Source organism: Fictibacillus sp. NRS-1165 (assembly GCF_050468105.1).
GTDB classification, from domain to species: Bacteria; Bacillota; Bacilli; order Bacillales; family Fictibacillaceae; genus Fictibacillus_C; species Fictibacillus_C terrinigri.
Genome location: NZ_JBDPNU010000008.1, coordinates 1 through 1,821, shown reverse-complemented (window position 1 = coordinate 1,821; position 1,821 = coordinate 1). Strand labels below are relative to the sequence as shown.

Annotated in this window: 1 rRNA gene; it reads left to right on the top strand. The window is 53.2% G+C overall.

The window, feature by feature from the left end:
• Nucleotides 1-59: 59 nt before the first annotated feature.
• Nucleotides 60-1,821: ribosomal RNA gene (locus ABHN01_RS02730) — 23S ribosomal RNA — on the top strand; the annotation flags it as partial.

Below are 1,821 nucleotides of genomic sequence, written 5' to 3'. Positions count from 1 at the left end.
CCATGATCTTGCGATCATGAAAAGATGATTCAGCAGCGAAAGCTGATGATCATGTTAAAGGTTAAGCTAGAAAGGGCGCACGGTGGATGCCTTGGCACTAGGAGCCGAAGAAGGACGGGACGAACACCGATATGCCTCGGGGAGCTGTAAGTAAGCATTGATCCGGGGATTTCCGAATGGGGGAACCCACCATCCGTAATGGGATGGTATCCATATCTGAATACATAGGATATGAGAAGGCAGACCCGGGGAACTGAAACATCTAAGTACCCGGAGGAAGAGAAAGCAAATGCGATTTCCTGAGTAGCGGCGAGCGAAACGGAAACAGCCCAAACCAGAGGGCTTGCCCTCTGGGGTTGTAGGACACTCAACATGGAGTTACAAAGGAACGGGGTAGATGAAGCGGTCTGGAAAGGCCGGCCAAAGAAGGTAACAGCCCTGTAGTTGAAACTTCGTTCCCTCCTGAGTGGATCCTGAGTACGGCGGGACACGTGAAACCCCGTCGGAATCCGGGAGGACCATCTCCCAAGGCTAAATACTCCCTAGTGACCGATAGTGAACCAGTACCGTGAGGGAAAGGTGAAAAGCACCCCGGAAGGGGAGTGAAAGAGATCCTGAAACCGTGTGCCTACAAGTAGTTGGAGCCCATTAACGGGTGACAGCGTGCCTTTTGTAGAATGAACCGGCGAGTTACGATAACGTGCAAGGTTAAGCTGAGAAAGCGGAGCCGCAGCGAAAGCGAGTCTGAACAGGGCGCCACAGTACGTTGTCGTAGACCCGAAACCGTGTGATCTACCCATGTCCAGGGTGAAGTTCAGGTAACACTGAATGGAGGCCCGAACCCACGCACGTTGAAAAGTGCGGGGATGAGGTGTGGGTAGGGGTGAAATGCCAATCGAACACGGAGATAGCTGGTTCTCCCCGAAATAGCTTTAGGGCTAGCCTCGCGGCTAGAGTCCTGGAGGTAGAGCACTGATTGGACTAGGGGCCCCCACAGGGTTACCGAATTCAGTCAAACTCCGAATGCCAGAGACTTATCCGCGGGAGTCAGACTGCGAGTGATAAGATCCGTAGTCAAGAGGGAAACAGCCCAGACCATCAGCTAAGGTCCCAAAGTATACGTTAAGTGGGAAAGGATGTGGAGTTGCCCAGACAACCAGGATGTTGGCTTAGAAGCAGCCACCATTTAAAGAGTGCGTAATAGCTCACTGGTCGAGTGACTCTGCGCCGAAAATGTACCGGGGCTAAACGTATCACCGAAGCTATGGATTGTACCGTCAGGTACAGTGGTAGGGGAGCGTTCGAAGTGCGGTGAAGTCAGACCGGAAGGACTGGTGGAGCGCTTTGAAGTGAGAATGCCGGTATGAGTAGCGAAAGACAAGTGAGAATCTTGTCCATCGAAAGCCTAAGGTTTCCTGAGGAAGGCTCGTCCGCTCAGGGTTAGTCGGGACCTAAGCCGAGGCCGAAAGGCGTAGGCGATGGCCAACAGGTTGAAATTCCTGTACCACCTCCTTTCCGTTTGAACGACGGGGGGACGCAGGAAGGTAGGGAGAGCGCGCGAATGGAAATGCGCGTCTAAGCAGTAAGGCTGATTGTGAGGCAAATCCCGCAATCGTGAAGGCTGAGCTGTGACGGCGAGGGAAATTACAGTACCGAAGTCCCTGATCCTACACTGCCAAGAAAAGCCTCTAGTGAGGAAAGAGGTGCCCGTACCGCAAACCGACACAGGTAGGCGAGGAGAGAATCCTAAGATGATCGGGAGAACTCTCGTTAAGGAACTCGGCAAAATGACCCCGTAACTTCGGGAGAAGGGGTGCTCTG